Origin of the sequence: Bartonella sp. WD16.2 (assembly GCF_002022505.1) — a bacterium.
Taxonomy (GTDB): Bacteria; Pseudomonadota; Alphaproteobacteria; order Rhizobiales; family Rhizobiaceae; genus Bartonella.
In genome coordinates this window covers 816,839-834,562 of sequence record NZ_CP019781.1, presented here as the reverse complement: position 1 = coordinate 834,562, position 17,724 = coordinate 816,839, and the positions used below count along the sequence as shown (strand labels likewise).

General features: G+C 33.7%; 16 protein-coding genes and 3 tRNA genes. 12 read left to right on the top strand and 7 right to left on the bottom strand.

All coding sequences use genetic code 11. The annotated features are described in order from the left end of the window. Positions 1-124: 124 nt before the first annotated feature. The gene (locus BWD162_RS03505; RefSeq protein ID WP_078705459.1) at positions 125-2,668 is read left to right on the top strand and encodes a response regulator; all 2,544 of its coding nucleotides are present in this window, start codon (positions 125-127) and stop codon (positions 2,666-2,668) included. 574 nt (positions 2,669-3,242) lie between these two features. On the opposite strand, the gene purN is transcribed toward BWD162_RS03505, so the two are convergent. Both purN and purM read right to left on the bottom strand, forming a co-directional pair. Continuing rightward, positions 3,243-3,860, bottom strand: a complete 618-nt coding sequence (gene purN, locus BWD162_RS03500; RefSeq protein WP_078705458.1) for a phosphoribosylglycinamide formyltransferase — start codon at positions 3,858-3,860, stop codon at positions 3,243-3,245. Further along, the gene (gene purM, locus BWD162_RS03495; RefSeq protein WP_078705457.1) at positions 3,857-4,939 is read right to left on the bottom strand and encodes a phosphoribosylformylglycinamidine cyclo-ligase; all 1,083 of its coding nucleotides are present in this window, start codon (positions 4,937-4,939) and stop codon (positions 3,857-3,859) included. The genes purN and purM overlap by 4 nt, the downstream gene beginning before the upstream one ends. 168 nt (positions 4,940-5,107) lie before the next feature. Between purM and BWD162_RS03490 the strand changes: the two genes are divergently transcribed. From BWD162_RS03490 to BWD162_RS03465, 5 genes are all read left to right on the top strand, one after another. Further along, complete coding sequence (locus BWD162_RS03490; RefSeq protein ID WP_078705456.1) at positions 5,108-6,319, top strand: AI-2E family transporter; 1,212 nt, start codon at positions 5,108-5,110, stop codon at positions 6,317-6,319. After that, positions 6,316-7,005 (top strand): DnaA regulatory inactivator HdaA, encoded by a 690-nt coding sequence (hdaA, locus tag BWD162_RS03485; RefSeq protein ID WP_078705455.1) that lies wholly within the window; start codon positions 6,316-6,318, stop codon positions 7,003-7,005. The genes BWD162_RS03490 and hdaA overlap by 4 nt, the downstream gene beginning before the upstream one ends. A 630-nt stretch (positions 7,006-7,635) precedes the next feature. Continuing rightward, positions 7,636-7,712 (top strand) — tRNA-Pro (locus BWD162_RS03475). 73 nt (positions 7,713-7,785) lie between these two features. Further along, positions 7,786-8,094 (top strand): ETC complex I subunit, encoded by a 309-nt coding sequence (locus tag BWD162_RS03470; RefSeq protein ID WP_078705453.1) that lies wholly within the window; start codon positions 7,786-7,788, stop codon positions 8,092-8,094. Between the two features lie 34 nt (positions 8,095-8,128). Further along, a tRNA-Arg gene (locus tag BWD162_RS03465) sits at positions 8,129-8,205 on the top strand. 236 nt (positions 8,206-8,441) lie between these two features. Here the strand turns inward: BWD162_RS03465 and pcsA are convergent. Further along, on the bottom strand, positions 8,442-9,218 hold the full coding sequence (gene pcsA / locus BWD162_RS03460; RefSeq protein WP_078705452.1) for a phosphatidylcholine synthase: 777 nt from the start codon (positions 9,216-9,218) through the stop codon (positions 8,442-8,444). A 204-nt stretch (positions 9,219-9,422) separates the two neighbouring features. Between pcsA and BWD162_RS03455 the strand changes: the two genes are divergently transcribed. The 5 genes from BWD162_RS03455 to BWD162_RS03435 all read left to right on the top strand — a co-directional run bounded on the left by BWD162_RS03455 (position 9,423) and on the right by BWD162_RS03435 (position 12,290). Beyond that, positions 9,423-10,613: a UbiH/UbiF family hydroxylase gene (locus BWD162_RS03455; RefSeq protein WP_078705451.1), complete on the top strand. Its 1,191-nt coding sequence runs from the start codon at positions 9,423-9,425 to the stop codon at positions 10,611-10,613. Between the two features lie 55 nt (positions 10,614-10,668). Next, on the top strand, positions 10,669-11,127 hold the full coding sequence (locus BWD162_RS03450) for an NUDIX hydrolase (RefSeq protein WP_078705450.1): 459 nt from the start codon (positions 10,669-10,671) through the stop codon (positions 11,125-11,127). Between the two features lie 225 nt (positions 11,128-11,352). Then, positions 11,353-11,697: a hypothetical protein gene (locus BWD162_RS07900; protein WP_078705449.1), complete on the top strand. Its 345-nt coding sequence runs from the start codon at positions 11,353-11,355 to the stop codon at positions 11,695-11,697. Then, positions 11,675-11,986: a hypothetical protein gene (locus tag BWD162_RS03440; RefSeq protein WP_078705448.1), complete on the top strand. Its 312-nt coding sequence runs from the start codon at positions 11,675-11,677 to the stop codon at positions 11,984-11,986. The genes BWD162_RS07900 and BWD162_RS03440 overlap by 23 nt, the downstream gene beginning before the upstream one ends. Positions 11,987-12,200: 214 nt before the next feature. Next, positions 12,201-12,290, top strand: a tRNA-Ser gene (locus BWD162_RS03435). A 199-nt stretch (positions 12,291-12,489) separates the two neighbouring features. Here the strand turns inward: BWD162_RS03435 and BWD162_RS03430 are convergent. Beyond that, on the bottom strand, positions 12,490-13,701 hold the full coding sequence (locus BWD162_RS03430) for an outer membrane protein (protein ID WP_078705447.1): 1,212 nt from the start codon (positions 13,699-13,701) through the stop codon (positions 12,490-12,492). A gap of 444 nt (positions 13,702-14,145) precedes the next feature. Here BWD162_RS03430 and BWD162_RS03425 point away from each other — a divergent pair, with 444 nt between their 5' ends. After that, positions 14,146-14,655: a superoxide dismutase family protein gene (locus BWD162_RS03425; protein ID WP_078705446.1), complete on the top strand. Its 510-nt coding sequence runs from the start codon at positions 14,146-14,148 to the stop codon at positions 14,653-14,655. Between the two features lie 147 nt (positions 14,656-14,802). On the opposite strand, the gene BWD162_RS03420 is transcribed toward BWD162_RS03425, so the two are convergent. The 3 genes from BWD162_RS03420 to sufD are packed head-to-tail and all read right to left on the bottom strand — an operon-like array spanning position 14,803 to position 17,719. Further along, complete coding sequence (locus BWD162_RS03420) at positions 14,803-15,204, bottom strand: SUF system Fe-S cluster assembly protein (RefSeq protein WP_078705445.1); 402 nt, start codon at positions 15,202-15,204, stop codon at positions 14,803-14,805. Continuing rightward, on the bottom strand, positions 15,197-16,441 hold the full coding sequence (locus BWD162_RS03415; protein WP_078705444.1) for a cysteine desulfurase: 1,245 nt from the start codon (positions 16,439-16,441) through the stop codon (positions 15,197-15,199). Before BWD162_RS03415 ends, BWD162_RS03420 begins: the two co-directional genes overlap by 8 nt. Before the next feature lie 9 nt (positions 16,442-16,450). Next, the gene (gene sufD, locus BWD162_RS03410) at positions 16,451-17,719 is read right to left on the bottom strand and encodes a Fe-S cluster assembly protein SufD (RefSeq protein ID WP_078705443.1); all 1,269 of its coding nucleotides are present in this window, start codon (positions 17,717-17,719) and stop codon (positions 16,451-16,453) included. Between the last annotated feature and the right edge of the window lie 5 nt (positions 17,720-17,724).

The window sequence follows — 17,724 nt, the reverse complement described above, 5'->3', positions numbered from 1 at the left end:
ATTTCCGTTGAGCAAATATACTTATATTAAGTATAATATGAAGGATTATAGCATATCCTTCATATAGTGATTATTGAAGGTATTTTAAACTTCATGAAGCATCTACAATCGAGACAGATAGAAGATGAATAAAGATTTTAATAGCATGGACAAATTATTACCTCCTTCTATGCGGTGGGGAGCAATGGTTTGGAGGCTTTTTTTTGTTATAGTTTTTTTGCTCATTATGGGTTTTTTGGGCATTTTTTATCCGCAAAGCTATTTTCATCAAGCTGCTTTGATATCTTTTTTAATTTTAGCGATTATAGGCATTGCTGCACTTTTTCTGATAGGAATGGGTGTTTTGAGATATGATATCGGGCCATTGCATAAAAGCTTAGATTTTGGTGTTTTTAACGAAATAGATGATGCAATTATAATATCTGATTTATCAGGTTTTGTTTATTATTCTAATCAGAATTATCAGAAAATTTTTACTTATAAACCTGGGGCTTCTTGTTATGCAGTTATTGCTGATCTTCCAGGTGCTAGCGCGCTTTTATATCGCTTGAAAGTTGCAGCATTTAACAATCTTGCAGCTCAAGAAACATTAAAGATAGACCGATCAATTTTTATTCATTCTATTCAGAAAGACACTGTATGGTATAATATTTCTGTTCAACCGATACTACAATGGAGAAAAAAATTTTTATTTTGGCGTATCGCTGATATTTCACATTTGGAGGAATGCCGGGAAGATTTTTGTTTGAATCTTCAAGAAGCTATCAATCATTTAGATCAAGCTCCTGTTGGGTTTTTATCTGTTAATGTGCAAGGAGTTGTTGTTTATGCAAATGCGGTTTTTGCCGAATGGTTTTCGATCGATTTGGCAAATTTTACTATTGGTCAATATAATTTTGATCAGTTCTTTAGTGCTTCTGGAGTTAATAGTGTATGGAGTGATATTTGTTTACAAAGTCATGAACATTACAATTCAAATTGTACTACACCTTATATGTTTTCTTTGTTTTTAACTTCAGAGACTGGTGATAAAAAAGTATTGAATTGTTTTATATGTATCTCTTCTTTCTTAGAAGGTGGCGCTATTTATCGCATTGTTATAATACCGCAGTCAATACAAAAAAGCGAAAGCGATTATCAATTAAAGTTGCCAAATACATTGATAGAGTATTTTGATGCAAGTCCTTTTGCAATAGCTGTAGTTGATCAGAAAGGACAGTTTGTTCATATCAATAACTCTTTTTTAGTATTGATGGAGTGTTCTGGCAAAATTGTCAATTTTTATGATATTATATCTCATCAAGGTCGTGTTCAATTAGAGCATGCATTTGAGAAGATTGCAAAGAATAAAAATGATCCAATTTCAATAGACATAATATTAGAAAATAATAAAGAGCGCCATTTTCATCTTCATCTTGTGTCTATGATACAATATCATAATGATGCATTACAAGATTTGGTGATTGTGTCTGTTATAGAAACAACAGAACAAAAAACACTTGAAGATAAAATGGTACAAAATCAAAAGATGCAAGCTGTTGGGCAGTTAGCAGGTGGTATTGCACATGATTTTAATAATGTTTTAACAGCAATTTTAATGTCATGTGATCTCCTTTTAAATACGCACCGTAGTTCTGATCCAGCGCATGCTGATCTTATCAATATCAAAAATAATGCTAATCGTGCCGCTGCACTTGTGCAACAATTATTAGCTTTTTCTAGAAAACAAACACTTAAGCCTGAAAAAGTTGATTTTACAGAACTTTTATCCGATATCCGCAACCTTATTTTATCTCTTTTAGGAAATAATATTCAGTTAAAAATTATTCATGGAAGAGATCTATGGAGTGTTAAAGTTGATCAAGCTTCTTTTCAACGTGTTATTATGAATTTAGTGATTAATGCACGTGACGCTATGTCGAATGGAGGTCTGATAACAATTAAAACGAACAATATTACGAAACAACAAAGTGCTGAATTTAATTATGTTGGCTTTGTGAGTGGTGAATATGTGCAATTGACCATTTCAGATACAGGAGAAGGTATATCTTCTTTTGTGCAGGAAAAAATGTTTGAGCCGTTTTTTACAACAAAAGAAGTTGGGAAAGGAACAGGACTTGGGTTGTCAATGGTTTATGGCATTGTCAAGCAAACAGGTGGTTATATTTACTGTGATAGCCAAGAAGGAAAAGGAACGACATTTCATATTTTTCTACCTCGTTATATTTCTAATGTCAGCAATGAGATTTTTCCACAAATTGAAAAAATAGAAGAGCAAGAAAAAAATACAGACTTAACCGGTTTTGCTACTGTTTTATTGGTTGAAGATGAAGACGCTGTTAGAATGGGTGGGGTAAAAGCTCTTCAAATGAGAGGATATACTGTTTTAGAAGCTGCGAGTGGAGTGGAAGCGCTTGCTGTACTTGAAGAAAATAAAGGGGCTGTTGATATTATTGTTTCCGATGTAGTTATGCCAGAAATGGATGGGCCGACTTTGCTCAAGGAAGTGCGTAAAAAATATCCTGAAATCAAATTTATTTTTGTTTCAGGGTATGCAAAAGATGCTTTTACTAAGAATCTTTCAAAAGATGCTGTTTTCGGATTTTTATCTAAGCCATTTACACTCAAACAGCTGGTTTTAGCTGTTAAAGAAATGTTAGTACAGTAAAAATATTGTCGATCATATTCTTCTTATGAAGAAGAAATAAAACCAAATGTGGCGCATTTTATTTAATTAAAAAGCTTATAAATAGAAATAATCACCTAAAATGATCAAAACCTAAAAATTTGAGTGTGAAATAAATAATATAATGTTTCAAATATATAAAAAGCTAACTGTATTTTGAGATAAAAGTTAATTCTATTTTGCTGTACATGAAATACGTATTTATTTATGTGATGTTTTATAGACTATTCTTCATCAATTAAGCCTATTTTGTTTAAAGATTCTTTTGGTAGAAATGATTATAATACAATAAACGTTTTTCTGAATGTAAAATATCCATCATATTTTAGTTATCGGTTTGTAGAATATACTTTTAGTTTACGATGAATAAACAAAGATAATTTATGCAATGATCAAAGGAAATGAATAGCCATTTACAATTAAAAAACCAAAAAATACTCTAATATTTGCAAAATAATTGATGAAGAATAATAAGTTTTTATATCAAAATTTGTATTCATTAATCTAGAAAATAAATAAGTGAATTTAGGAGAAATCTTTGGCATAAGAGACTGTTTTAAAATGATAAAAGCTGCTGTTGATAATCTATTATTTTATCGTTATCATTACCTTTAATGAATGCTTTTAAGGCTTCGGGGTAAAGCTTATGCTCAACTTGAAGAACTCTTTGCGCTAACATTTCAGGAGTGTCATTGGGGCACACTGGAACAGCGGCTTGGGCAAGAATCTTTCCTTCATCCATTGCTTCTGTAACAAGATGAACTGTACAACCAGTAATTTTAACACCTGCTTGCAGAACTCTTTCATGGGTATTTAAACCTTTAAATGAAGGTAAAAGGGAAGGGTGGATATTAAGAATCCGTCCTTCATAGGGTTTTATGAAATGTGGTGAAATAAGCCGCATATAACCAGCTAAGCAAATAATATCTGGTTGATATTGGGCTAAAATAGTAAGAATAGATTCTTCATGGGCTTCTTTAGTTGGATAATTTTTACGATCTACAATATGAATAGGCAAGCTATTATCACGTGCCTTTTCAATACCAGAAGCATGGGGTTTATCACAAATAACTGCAATAATTTCAGCAGGATAATTAGTTTGTTTACTTGCTTTAGCAAGGGAAACCATATTGGAACCATTGCCGGAAATAAAAATAATTACTTTTTTTTTCACAGATGAAGCTCACCTTTATAAGTAATTCTTTTATTTTGGCATTTTGTTAAAATACCGAGTAAGGTAACTGTTTCTCCTTGCGATTTGAGTGCTTGTGTAACAGCTTCAATTGAGTTTTGTGCTACAATAATAACCATACCAATACCACAATTGAATGTTCGTAACATTTCTGTTTTCTGTATTTTACCTTGTTTGGCAATCCATGAAAATACTGACGGAATATTGATAGCAGAAAGATTAATTTCAGCGCAAAGGGAGGAGGGGAGTACGCGTGGAATATTTTCTGGAAAACCGCCACCTGTGATATGGGCGAGAGCTTTAATTCCTTTATAGTTTCGTATAATTGACAATAGTGATTTAACATAAATGCGAGTTGGTGTAAGAAGTGCTTCTCCAAGGTTTATTTTAGGGTTAAAGGGGGCAGGGTCATTCCATTTTAAATCACTTTGTTTAACGATTTTCCTGACGAGAGAAAAACCATTAGAATGAATACCGGATGAACTAAGACCTAAAATAATATCACCTTCTGTAAGATCTTTTGAGGGCAACAATGAATTACGTTCAACAGCTCCTACAGCAAAACCTGCTAAGTCATAATCTCCGTTTACGTACATTCCAGGCATTTCCGCAGTTTCTCCTCCAATAAGAGCAACGTTTGCTTGCTGACATCCTATTGCAATGCCTGAAATGATTTCAGCACCTTGTGTAGCATCAAGTTTTCCAGTTGCAAAATAATCTAAGAAAAAAAGAGGTTCAGCACCTTGGACAATTAAATCATTAACGCACATGGCTACAAGATCAATACCAACAGTATTATGAATACCTATTTCAATAGCAATTTTTAATTTTGTACCTACACCATCATTAGCTGCCACAAGAATGGGGTCTGTAAAGCCTGCTGCTTTTAAATCAAATAAGCCACCAAAACCGCCGATTTCTCCATCTGCACCTACTCGTTTTGTTGAGCGTATATAGGGTTTGATATTTTCTATCATAGTGTTACCCATATCAATATCAACACCAGCTGCTACATAAGTAAGATTATTAGGTTTATTATTTATCGGATTTTTGTTGCTCATTGGAGCCTTCTTTATGAAAAATCAATTTAATGTTGTTTACGCAATGCCATGATAGCGCTATTTCTGCAAGAAATTTAATATTTAATATCCAGAAATAAATGATTGTTTACCTTGAACCTAAACGAAAGAAGTTGCATAATCTTTTAAAAGGATTTTTTGAGGATATAGATGAATAAAATATCAGATAGTCATAATAACCCTACTTTGCAGTCAATGAAAGAGAAAATCAAAAAAAGTAGCCTTCGAGGCCGTTATACTTCTTATGTTCCAGCTTATAAACAAGTACCTTTACCAAACAGTATGAAAAAACAAGTTTTTTTCTGGCTTGGGACATTGATTTTTTTTGTTATCTTTATGTTTGTTTTTGGAGCAGTTTTGCTTCCTTTTGTAGCAGGGATTGTATTGGCTTATTTTCTTAATCCGATTGTACAATTACTTGAAAAAGTTGGTATTCGTCGTGTTTTTGGTACAATTTTAATTACCTTGTTTATTGTTATCATTTTTGTTGTTGCTTTAACAATTTTAATTCCTATTGCCAGTTGGCAAATACAACAATTTGTGAGTAGTGGTTTACCAATTTATGTTAGTCGTATTCAAAATTTTTTTACTGAATCTAATTTTGATTGGGTAGGGCGTTATTTTGGTAGTGATCCAAATGAATTACAGACCGATATTAAAGTTCTTTTAGGGCAAAGCTCTGATTTTATTACATCTCTTTTAAATTCACTTTTAAGATCAGGAAAATCTATTGTTAATATTATCAGTCTGCTTGTTGTAGCACCTGTGGTAGCATTTTATATGTTGCTGGATTGGCAGCGTATGGTTGAGGCAGTTGATTCTTGGATACCACGGAATCATCTTGAAACTGTCCGCAGTATTTTTTACGAAATGGATAGAGCTATTGCGGGTTTTGTTCGTGGGCAAGGAACGGTTTGTTTGATATTGGGGGGGTATTATGCTATTGGTCTAACTATTACAGGACTTCATTTTGGTCTTTTAATTGGTATGTTTATTGGTCTCATCAGTTTTATTCCTTATATTGGTACAATGAGTGGTTTTATTTTATCTGGTGGGGTTGCATGGGTCCAGTTTTATCCAGATAATTGGGGTCGGATTATTATTATTATGGTTGTTTTTTTTATTGGTCAATTTATTGAAGGTTATATTCTTCAACCGAAGCTTGTGGGCTCATCAGTAGGGCTTCATCCGGTATGGTTGATGTTTGCACTTTTTGCTTTTGGTTCGTTATTTGGTTTTACGGGCATGTTGATTGCTGTTCCTGCCTCTGCTGCCATTGGTGTTTTGGTTCGTTTTGCTCTTCATACTTATCTTAATTCTCAAATGTATTCACAAAGTGAGAATTCGGGGTCAGTAGAATGAATGAATACGAGACACAATTACCTTTAGAGTTTTCCTATGAGTCGGTTTTCCAACGGGATGATTTGGTAGTTACAGATAGTAATCGTGTGGCTTTTCAGTTGGTTGATCATTGGCCAAATTGGGTATTACCTATTGCTGTTTTGGTTGGAAAAGAAGGTTCTGGAAAAACGCATTTTTCTAGCGTATGGCTACAAAAAGCTAATGCTTTAATTGTTCATCGTGATGAAATTGACCAAGTAATTACTGCAGCTTCTTCAGGTAGATCACTTTTAATTGAGGATATTGATGCGGGGAAAATCAATGAAATTGGACTTTTTCATTTGATTAATAGTATTAAGCAAGCAAATCTCAATGTGCGTCAAGCTACTTTATTGATAACTGCTCGCACATTACCGTCTACATGGGATTTGAAGCTAAATGATCTAAAAAGTCGTCTTAATTCAGTTATGTTAGTTGAGATTGATCAGCCTGATGATGCACTGTTAACAGCTATCGCATTTAAACTTTTTTCAGATCGGCAGATTACTGTTCATTCAGATATTATCCGCTATCTTGTGAGTCGTTGTGAACGTTCCTTATTTGCATTAAAATGCATTATTGATTCTGTTGACAGATTAGCATTGCAAAGAAAAAGCAAAATAACACGTTCTGTCATTGGTGAAGTCATTAATACGCAAATGCAATAAATGTTATTTTTAAGTGTTTTCTCAATTATTTTAATGAAAAACGTGGTTATGCTGTTGTTTTGAAGTACCCAGATAAAAGAGATTTTCTAAGTTTTTTGCTTTTATTTAACTGATAATGTACTATTTAGTAATACCTCATTGGTTAACTTTGAAAGGTCAAATTAGCTATTTCATATAAATAAGAAGTGAAGAGGCAGTTTGTTTTTTGTACGGAAATTTTGTAGTTTGGGTACTGCAAACATTTATTTTATTTCAATTGTATATTGATCTGTTATCAATAGGCTGTAAACTTTATTGAGTAGAATTATTTATAAATGCGAAAATAGGGGGTAGTTTTTACTGTGTTTAAATTATTTATGTTTTAAATTATATTAGTCGCTATTCTATGGATAAAGTAATAAGGTTAATTAAAGAAATTATGTATGGAATTTTTTAACTTACACAGTTTATTGCACGATTTAAACTTTTTTAGAGATGTCATTTTTTCTGCTTATAACAATGTTATTGGCGGTAAGAAATGTTTGAAAAAATTATTATTCATAAAAAAAGAGAAAAAATTTTTTAAAAATATGTTTTACACTTGCACTTCTGTTGTGAAAATTTTAGGGAAGGGACATCAAATATAAATCGCGGAGCGTAGCGCAGTCTGGTAGCGCACCTGATTTGGGATCAGGGGGTCGTAGGTTCAAATCCTATCGCTCCGACCATAATAATGGATTTATTGAGTAGCGTACAGTACTGTTTGTTATTCAAACGTTGTGTCGTCTAAAGGAAAAGAATATGGTTGCACGTATTTATAGTCCAGCGAAAACATCAATGCAGTCAGGCAAGGCAAATATTGGTTTTTGGGTTCTGCAGTATGAGCCGGAGCAAGCAAAAATGCTTGAGCCTCTTATGGGATATACAGCGACATCAGATATGAATAGTCAGATAAAAATTCGGTTTAAAATGAAAGAAGAAGCTATTGCTTTCGCTCTCAAAAATTCTATTCCTTATCGTGTAGAAAATTCATGTAAGTCTTCTTTTCGGCGCGCTATTTCTTATTCTGATAATTTTCGTAGTGATCGGCAACAATCTTGGACGCACTAACGAAAAAATATTTTTTAAAAAGTGATCATCAGTTGGTCCCGTAGCTCAGCTGGATAGAGCAACGGCCTTCTAAGCCGTGGGTCACAGGTTCGAATCCTGTCGGGATCACCAAATATCAATAAAATCAATGGGTTATATAGAAGTTAGGGATTTTTGATTCCATACTGTTTTCAGTCCATTCAAAAATTGCTTTAAGTTATGAAACAGTAGCTCCTGCATTGGCAGTATCTTAAAATCGCATAATATATATTATGGAACTTTTTAAACTAATAAATAACAAAGATAGCCTATATATTTTAAATTTATTGATAAAAGCTGAATCTATTATTTTCTGACAATAGTTATTATTATTTCCGATTATTTTTTTGTGCGCCTAATGTAGGAAATAATTGCATAACGGCACCAATACAATAAATATAAATACCAGTGATTGAAATTCCTATTTTAATCCAATATGGAGCGTTAAGTTGATAAAAAAATGCAGCAATACCAAAGGAACACCACGCGAAAAAAACTAAAAGATTAAGTATACGTAAGCGAACAACTCTTATTGGGTGGATAAAATAAATTGGTAAAAAAGATAAAATTGCCGATAAAAAAATAATAACGAAGGCAACCCATTCTTCAGGCCTCACCACGAAAAGCGTGAAAATCATCATATTCCAAACAACAGGAAATCCTTTAAAGAAATTTTCTTTAGTTTTCATTCCGGTATCTGCATAATAAATGGCTGATGAAATGACAATAATAGCACTTAATAAGAATGATAACTCTGCTCCCATAAAACCGCTTTGATAAAGTGCAAAGGCTGGAATTAAAACATAAGTTACATAATCAATAATGTTATCTAGCAGTTCACCAGACCATGTTGGAAGTATAGATTTTACATTAAGCTTACGTGCTATTGGCCCATCAATACCATCAACAAGAAGTGCGAGTCCAAGCCAATAAAACATAGCGATCCATTCTTTTTTAGATGCAGCTATTAAAGAAAGAAATGCTAAAAACGAACCTGAAGCTGTTAGCAAATGGACAGAGAAAGCCCTTGCCTGTGGCATTGTTACTGTTTTGGAGCGCAATCGATCAGTGTTGGTTTTGATTTTTCTTGTTAGTTTACGTCTCAATGTTTTTCTATCCTCATTTTTAAGTCTTTGTTCATTTTATCCGCGTATCATTTTTCTCTTCATATTGTATGACTAATCTGTAAAAAGAGTACAAGGTTACCATTTTTTTTATATCGCAATATTTATTACATTATGTAATAAGAAAAGAGTCTTTTTATTTAAAATCATTAAAGCAATTAGTAAATTAGAAAGATTTAAACTGTTGTGATATTTGAAAAAAATGAACATAGAGATGTAGCTGTTATTGGTGCGGGTCCTGTTGGTATGTTAGCAGCACTTAGTCTTGCTCAGAAAGGTTATACTGTTTTTCTTATTGGGCCCCCTACTCGCGTAAATGAATTACGGACAACTGCTCTTATGATGCCAGCAATTCATGCGCTTCAAAGGTTAAATATTTGGGAAACTGTCAAATCTCATGCTGCAGCTTTATCTTTAATGAGAATCATTGATGCAACCTCTAGGATTGTACGTGCTCCTACTGTAAATTTTTGTTCTTCTGAAATTGGTAAAAAGGCTTTTGGCTATAATATTCCCAATTTAAAACTGAACAATGCTTTAATGAATGCCATTGAGTGCACATCAGGCGTTATAAGATTTTTTTCTTTAGCAAAATCTTTTCATCACCGACAAGATCATGTAAATATTACTCTCTCGGATGGTAAAATTATTCAAGTATCATTTATTGTTGCAGCTGACGGTTGTCATTCTCCAACGCGAGTGGCAGCTGGAATTAGAGTTAAACAATGGAATTATCCGCAGACAGCACTTATTTTAAATTTTGCACATAAGTTACCTCATCAAAACATATCAACTGAATTTCATACAGAAGATGGTCCTTTTACACAGGTTCCATTACCAGGAAATACATCTAGTCTTGTGTGGGTTACTAATCCCTCACGTGCCAAAAAGTTATTAAATATGCAATCAAGGGCAATAGCAAAAGTGATTGAAGATCAGATGCAATCAATACTTGGTGAGATAACGGTAAAAACGGCGGTTCAAACATGCCCTCTTTTTGGCCTTATCCCTCATTGTTTTGCTGCAAATAGAACAATTTTAGTGGGTGAAGCAGCTCATGTTTTTCCCCCTATTGGGGCACAAGGATTTAATTTAGGATTTCGTGATATTCAAACTTTAATTGATATCTTACCTAACCAGATATCCAATTCTAATTTTAAAACAATTATTGCACAATATAATTGGCGTCGTAAACCTGATATATTTATTCGTAGCGGATTTGTTCATACATTTAATTATACTTTACTTTCCAATATGCTGCCTGTTCATATTATACGAAGCGTCGGATTCGAATTGTTACGTAATTTCTCATCGTTGCGTAATTTATTGATGCGAGAAGGAATACATCCTGGTGATGGATTAAAAGCAATAATGTAACTTATTTACAATACAATTGATTCTCAAGTAACTTACACTGGTATGATAAGAAGAAATGAACGGTGCTGACATAGCTTATAGTAAATATATTTTAGTAGAGGATACACGTTTGTTGCAAGTTGGTGCATTAGTTTATCGCATAAAGAATGGAAATCTTGAATTTCTTCTTATTACCAGCCGGGGATCTAGTCGGTGGATTATACCAAAAGGATGGCCAATTCCAAAGAGATCTTTTTCACAAGCTGTATTACAAGAAGCTTTTGAGGAAGCTGGAGTGCGAGGTGTCGTGGAGACATTTCCTATAGGCACATACGAATATGAAAAATTAGATTTACCAATAGAAAAAAACAGTAAATTCTGTGTCTATGTTTTTGCTGTACTTTATTCTCATCAAGAAAAAAAATGGACAGAACAAAATCAGCGTATGTATGAGTGGGTTACAGTATTAGAAGCGGTGAAACGTGTTGATGAACCACAATTAAAAGAAATCTTACTGCATTATAAACCGTGTTAAAATTAATAATACGGTATTAGCCTTTATATTATCTTTTCTTTTATCGGTTGTTTGCTGAGGTAAATGCTATAAAATTATAATTTGAAAAAATAACCTAAATTTTAAATTGGTGCTCATAATAATTGTACAATCAAGATAATTAAAATAGATTGGAACTTGTCAGTAAGACAAGGGTTAATTATGTGCGCAAGATAGAAAAGCATCGTTTAAATAAATGGTGACAAGATGAGATTAGGTAAAAATTTTAGATTAATTACTTTTTTTGCAATAATGATTTGTATCTCATCTATAGTTATAGCTTCACCACATAAGATTTTCTATGACTCTAATTATAAAACTTCAAAGTATGTTTTTATTCAACAGGTTAGTAAAGCAGGTCAGAACTCGTTTACTGCTTCGCAAATTAGAAATCATCTCATGAAAAATGGCTTTCAAAATATTAAACGATTATATTTAGATGACAAGGGTATTTGGCGCGCTTTAGTAGAATTTAAAAATTGTAATTTTCTCATATCGATCGATTATTCTGGAGTAGTTAGCGTTCAAAGTGAAAGAAGAAAATATGATTGATTTTAAAATTTATAACGACGTTAACTCAAATAACCATGGGAGAATTTCTTTAAAGCAGATTTATTGTTTTATTAAAAAGTCTGCACTTATTGGAAGTTTAAATGGTGGTATTTCAGGAGCAATTGCAACAATTCTTGCGACTTATGGTTATATTGCCCTACCGGGATTTGGCCCAATCATAGTAATGGGTATAGGTGTAGCGCTTTTTATTGGTGTATTAACTGGTGCAGTGATAGGGTTAATAATAGGTGCCATTATCGGTATAGTTTTTAGTTTTATAAATAACTAGCAGTTCTAATTATTTCATTATAATACCAAACCATTAAATAAAGGCAGTGGAATTGTTAATTTTAATTGAAATGCTTTACAGAAAAGTATATGGCTTAGAAGTTAAGATTATTAAGCTTAAAGCATTAATTAAAAATACTTAAAATCGTATTTAAGTGATTGACCTTTTCGAAGAAGCTTGTAAAAACTACCTTATTTTAAAAAGCGTGTTTTTTGGAGGGGTGGTCGAGCGGTTTAAGGCACCGGTCTTGAAAACCGGCGTGCAGGAGACTGTACCGTGGGTTCGAATCCCACCCCCTCCGCCACATACTTTTTATCCCTATAACCTATTGATTTTATTGATATTTTTATAAGTTTAAAGACAAAATTCTAAACTTTCCACCCTTCTTTTGTACAAATAGAACTGTAAATTCCCTTCTCTGGTAAGGAAATGCATAGCATCAGTAAAAATAAAAGCCCTATCCTGTGATAGAGCTTTTTAAGTGATTTGAGTCGTACAATAAATTAGAACTTATAAGCAACACCAACCCGAAAATCATTGGTTTGGTAGTCAAGTTCTAACTTGTCCTTAGCAAATTTCTGTTTACCAAAATCTGAATAACGATATTCCGCACGTAAAATAACATTATCAGCCATTGCAAAATCAACACCACCACCGAGGGTGTAACCCACCATCATTTTTGTATCTGATAAGCTAAAAGAACTTATTTCTCGTCCCCCTATTTCAAGTGATCGTGAAAAGATATTTTGAAGCTGCGCATAAGCGACACCGCCAGCAATATAAGGCATAATACGATCAACTGCAAAGCCTATACGTACTCGTGTAGCACCAGACCATTTTTGTTTTAAAGTGTTGCTATAAATTTCATCACCAATTTCCGCTATCTCACTTAATTGTCCCGCTTCCCTTGCATGCCTTGCAGACGAATTTGAATCTACGCCTGAAGTTGATGCTATTCTAGATGAAATTTGTTGAGATTCTCTTTCTCTTTGTAAGAATTCTCCTCTCCTCTGTTCTTGAGGCCTTGTGAATCTTTGTGTTTCTACAGGGCTTATAGGACCAGCAGGGCCTGCAGGCCCTGTTACACCTCTCTCAGCATTACGTTTTGTTCTAGAACTTTCCTCCACTCTCTCTTGTTCTTGCCTACCAGCTCCTCTACCCTCTCTTCGTGATATCTGTGCACGTTCATATAATTCACGCCTTGCCTTTTCTTCTCGTGCTTCTACTTCTTCCACCTCATCTATTTCTTCTATTTCATCTATTTCTTCAAATTTTCTTTTAGCAACAACTTTTGTATCCTCTTTATTAGACCAAACTATATCCGTATCAACACCTAGAATAAGGCTATTTCCTAAATCAACATTAGCTCCTGCATAAAGACCTCCCATGACACCAGAGAGTTGAGGCAATGTATCTTTCTCAACAGGTGTCCATTCTCTCATACCAGGGCTTTTTTTAACATATAGGCTAATATCCGTTTTACCTGAAAAGCCACCAATCTGTCCTCCAAGATAAAAACCATCCCAAGAGAAAGTAGGTGCAGAAATGACTGGTGGAATATCAGGACTCGGACTCATTTCAGCAGGTGATGAAACCTGCTTGGACATTTGAGTAACAGGCCTTGACTCTCGAGGCACCATAATGTCTGCTGCTTGTGCCATAGAAGCTGTAAAAAGAGTGATAATAGATGTGCTAATTAAACGTTTTGTGCTCATGAATTACTCCGAAGACAATGTTGAGAACCACATAATGATACATTATCTCCATTACATAATCTTTTCAAAAAGAGCTATAATAAAAATGACACAATCATAAAAATAAATTCTATAAAATTTTAAGTAATAAAGTTTGCTTGTAAGTTTAAAGATTAAAATTAACTACTAACTACTAGCTTCTAGCAGATTTCGGTTACTGATTATAGATCAGCTTAGAAATGTGTGAAGATATTTTTAGCATACTCAGGAGGTAGTTAAAATTAAAGGCTAATAAAGCTATGTGGTAACACGTTGATTTTACATAAGAAAAAGAAAATTGAATCACAAAATTTACAAATTTATAAAAATATTGTAACAGGTGGAATATTAGCTGGGGAGAAATTAATATATTAATTAAAAAGGAAACTTTTTTGTTTAATTTAAATTAGATATGAAAGGTGCTCTATGAATAAAGTCTTTCCTTTATTAACATTACTTATGGTTTTATATTCTAGCGTTTTTGCTTTAGCAGAATCAACTCAGGTAACAATTTATAGGCTGGAAGAAAACAATGTAAAAAAATCTATTGGTAAGATTACAGTTCAAGAAAATAAATACGGTTTGATTTTTATACCAGATTTATCTTCATTGCCGGAAGGTTTTCATGGTTTTCACGTACATATGTATCCTTCATGTGATACGAAAGATGGTGTGATTGGTGGTTCTGCAGGAGGGCACTATGATCCCAAGAATACCAACAAACATCTTGGACCTTACAATATAAATGGCCATCTTGGTGACTTGCCTATGCTTTATGTTGATGCGCAAGGTCGAGCAACTATGAGTGTTCTTGCACCACGTATTAAAAAACTTACTGAAATTAGAAATCGTTCGTTGATGATTCATATAGGAGAAGACACTTTCTCGTCAGAGGGTGGGGGTGGTGCGCGTTTAGCGTGTGGCGTTATCAAATAATCACAATGCTCTTATTTTAATTTTCTGCCATATTTCTTCTAAAAGAAATATGGGTAAAATTATAAGGTGGCATTTTGTTCATCTCTTTCACAGGTAAATTAAGGGAGAAAGTGCCATCTTTTTTATGCTTTAAAGAAGGTGACATTTTTAGTACCATCCAGTAGCGACTTGTGCTTCTTCTGACATACAATCAGGTGTCCATGGTGGATCAAATGTCATAATCACTTCAACGTATGAAACACCTTCAACTGCATTTACAGCATTCTCTACCCACCCTGGCATTTCACCTGCTACAGGACAACCAGGCGCGGTGAGTGTCATTTCGATTCTTACTGAACGATCATCTTCAATATCAACGCGATAAATTAGCCCTAAGTCGTAAATATTAGCAGGTATTTCTGGATCGTAAATCGTTTTAAGAGCAGAGATGATATCATTTGTCATACGCTCAATTTCAGCTTTTGGAATTGTTGATATACAAGCTTTTTCTTCTTCATTTTTTATGTCAACAGATTCAGTAGAGTGACATCCTTCAATTGGTTTAACCATTAAAAAATTTCCTTGCTTTTTCCAATGCTTCAACTAATTGATCAATATCCTCATGATTATTATACATAGCTAACGATACACGACAAGTAGATGTTAAATCAAAATGCTGTAATAAAGGTTGCGCACAATGTGTCCCTGCACGTATAGCAACCCCCTGCCGATCAATAAACATCGCGATATCATGTGCATGAATATCTTCAATTTGAAAAGATATAATAGCTCCCTTATTTGGAGAACGACCGTAAATGTGTAGTGATTTAATGGTTTCAAGTTTTTCATGTGCATAGGCTAAAAGCGCCATTTCATGTGCGTAAATAGCGTTTCTATCTTTCTCTTGTATATAATCAATGGCAGTTGCCAACCCAATAGCTTCAACTATAGGAGGAGTACCAGCTTCAAAACGATATGGAGGATTATTATAAGACACCTTATCAATTGTCACTTCGTTAATCATTTCCCCTCCTCCCTGAAAAGGATGCATTTCTTCTAGCCGACATTTTTTGCCGTAAAGAACACCGATACCCGTAGGGCCATAAATCTTATGACCAGTAAAAACATACCAATCACAATCAAGATCTTGCGTATCAACCGTTAAATGTACAGCTCCTTGAGAACCATCAATAAGGACAGGAATAGTATTTTGGTGTGCTAGCTTAACCATTTCTTTAACAGGAGGAACAGTCCCTAATATATTGGACATATGAGTAATAGCAACAAGACGCGTTCTATCACTTAAAGCTTTTTGGAAGTCTTCAATATGTAAAATACCATTTTCATCAACTGGCACAAAAATAAGTTTAACACCTTTCTGTTCACGGATAAAATGCCAAGGAATAATATTTGAATGATGCTCCATAATTGTGAGAACAATCTCATCACCTTCACTCAATTTTGGCATACCCCAACCGTAAGCTACAGTATTAATAGCTTCTGTCGCACTTTTCGTAAAAACAATTTCTTGAGCTGATTGAGCATTTAAAAAAGCACGAACTGTTTCACGAGCATCTTCATAAGATTGTGTTATCGTATTTGATAAAAAATGCATTCCTCTATGCACATTGGCATAATAGCATTGATAGAGATTATTCATTGCATTAAGAACTGATTGAGGCTTTTGAGCAGATGCTCCACTATCCAGATAAGCCAACCGCTTACCGTAAATATTGTGTTGTAAAATAGGAAAATCACATCGAATTGTTTCTACATTATAATTCAATGTTTGTCCGTAATCTTCCATTTTTATGCCTTAAATATTCTTTTTTAACCACTCGCCAATGATATCACCCAAAATAGCTTGAATGTTATCTTGCTTGATGTCATCAATTAATTCAGAAATAAATCCTTTAACTAAAAGTTCACGAGCAATTTTAAGAGGGATACCACGTGCCATCAGATAAAAAAGATATTCATGATTAATTTTAGCAACTGTCGCACCATGACCACACGCAACATTATCAGCAAAAATTTCTAATTCAGGCTTTGCATTAAATTGTGCATCATCAGAAAGAATGAGGCTATTACAAGCCATGCGTGCATCTGTATTTTGGGCTTTTTGTGCAACATGTATCATCCCTTGGAAAGCACCATACGCCTTATTTGTAACAACATTACGTATAATTTCTGTAGAAGTTGACTTTTCTTCAATATGCCGAACAGTCATTGTAAGATCGCTGTGCGTTTGCTCAGATAATAAATTTATTGCCTGTAATTGAAAATTGGATTCTTGTCCTTGCAATTCAATATCGATTTCTTGGCGATTAAGATGGCTACCTATATTAACTACGTAAAGCGATAATTGAGCATTTTTATCAAGCACTGCGTGAAATCGACTAAATTGTGTAGAATCAAAATCCCGATCTCGAATAAGAATCCACGTAACATTACTATGTGCTGCAACATGTAATGAAAATATCGAGCTGGTAAAAGTATCTTTATTGCCACCAATTTGGCGTTCAATGATTATAGCTTGACTATTTTTGCCAATTTTAATGTCTGAAAAAATGTGTGACTGTCCACCCATTTGAATATTTTGCAATTCAATTGGATTATCTAATTTTGTATTTTCAGGAATCTGAAAAAGCCAACCATCTGTTACAAAAGCTGTATTTAATTGTGCAATAAAATCTTTATCTGTTGTGACTTGATTTATTTTTGCGTGATTTTTTTTCAATGCATCTGCAAGACTTTCTACTATGACACCTGCTATTTGCGATGATGTACGTATTTTTCCATTTTCAATAGAAAAAACAAAATTTTCTGAAAGTAATGCGGCGATCAGTTGCTCATTATTTGTTTCTGAAAAATCACTAATAGATTTTAATAAAGTACGTAAATTAGTATAATGCCAATTTTCAATTTTACGGGAAGGAAGCCCTGTTCTTTGAAATAATTCAATGGCCTGCTTACGTATTGTTTGCACTACCCTATTTCCAGGTAAATGATCAATACGTTGGATAAATTTATTAATAATATCTTTTTCGACAGCTATCAATTCTTGCTGTGAGTTTATACTCATATTCA

Excerpts from the sequence above, each read along its gene's own strand:
- BWD162_RS03450 (WP_078705450.1), top strand. The coding sequence starts at position 10,669 with ATGAACGGTGCTGACATAGCTTATAGTAAATATATTTTAGTAGAGGAT.
- purM (WP_078705457.1), bottom strand. The coding sequence starts at position 4,939 with ATGAGCAACAAAAATCCGATAAATAATAAACCTAATAATCTTACTTAT.
- BWD162_RS03430 (WP_078705447.1), bottom strand. The coding sequence starts at position 13,701 with ATGAGCACAAAACGTTTAATTAGCACATCTATTATCACTCTTTTTACA.
- BWD162_RS07900 (WP_078705449.1), top strand. The coding sequence starts at position 11,353 with ATGAGATTAGGTAAAAATTTTAGATTAATTACTTTTTTTGCAATAATG.
- BWD162_RS03470 (WP_078705453.1), top strand. The coding sequence starts at position 7,786 with ATGGTTGCACGTATTTATAGTCCAGCGAAAACATCAATGCAGTCAGGC.
- hdaA (WP_078705455.1), top strand. The coding sequence starts at position 6,316 with ATGAATGAATACGAGACACAATTACCTTTAGAGTTTTCCTATGAGTCG.
- sufD (WP_078705443.1), bottom strand. The coding sequence starts at position 17,719 with ATGAGTATAAACTCACAGCAAGAATTGATAGCTGTCGAAAAAGATATT.
- BWD162_RS03415 (WP_078705444.1), bottom strand. The coding sequence starts at position 16,441 with ATGGAAGATTACGGACAAACATTGAATTATAATGTAGAAACAATTCGA.
- BWD162_RS03425 (WP_078705446.1), top strand. The coding sequence starts at position 14,146 with ATGAATAAAGTCTTTCCTTTATTAACATTACTTATGGTTTTATATTCT.
- BWD162_RS03420 (WP_078705445.1), bottom strand. The coding sequence starts at position 15,204 with ATGGTTAAACCAATTGAAGGATGTCACTCTACTGAATCTGTTGACATA.
- BWD162_RS03490 (WP_078705456.1), top strand. The coding sequence starts at position 5,108 with ATGAATAAAATATCAGATAGTCATAATAACCCTACTTTGCAGTCAATG.
- BWD162_RS03505 (WP_078705459.1), top strand. The coding sequence starts at position 125 with ATGAATAAAGATTTTAATAGCATGGACAAATTATTACCTCCTTCTATG.